Origin of the sequence: Enterobacter cloacae complex sp.6700776, from assembly GCF_048284255.1 — a bacterium.
Taxonomy (GTDB): domain Bacteria; phylum Pseudomonadota; class Gammaproteobacteria; order Enterobacterales; family Enterobacteriaceae; genus Enterobacter; species Enterobacter intestinihominis.
This window is the reverse complement of sequence record NZ_JBLVYK010000240.1, coordinates 1-284: the sequence shown is the minus strand read 5'-3', so window position 1 is coordinate 284 and position 284 is coordinate 1. Positions and strand designations below refer to the sequence as shown.

The 284-nt window shown below is 47.9% G+C and carries 1 protein-coding gene; it reads right to left on the bottom strand.

Going from position 1 to position 284, the window contains the following annotated elements; translation table 11 throughout:
• Window positions 1-148, bottom strand: a 148-nt coding sequence (locus tag ACNQ0T_RS24060; RefSeq protein WP_417930479.1) for a lactate/malate family dehydrogenase, incomplete at its 3' end; no start/stop codon positions are given.
• Window positions 149-284: the final 136 nt, after the last annotated feature.

The window sequence follows — 284 nt, the reverse complement described above, 5'->3', positions numbered from 1 at the left end:
GGATATGACTTAGATCTACCGCCACGCCCGGCGTAACCGGAGCGATGTCGTACAACGAGAGCTCTGAACCTGAAGGCAGTTGGGTCTTAAGTAGTAGGGCAAGCGCCTGGCCGATACCACCGGCAGCGCCAAGGACTGCAACTTTCATCCTAAACTCCTTATTATGGTTAATTTAGTCTTTCGTTATTCCGTCGCCTGGACCTTAATTCACAAGATGAACAATTACAATGATTATGGCTGAAGAATGCATTATTGTGCGTAGCAATAGAACAGCGGCGCACTTT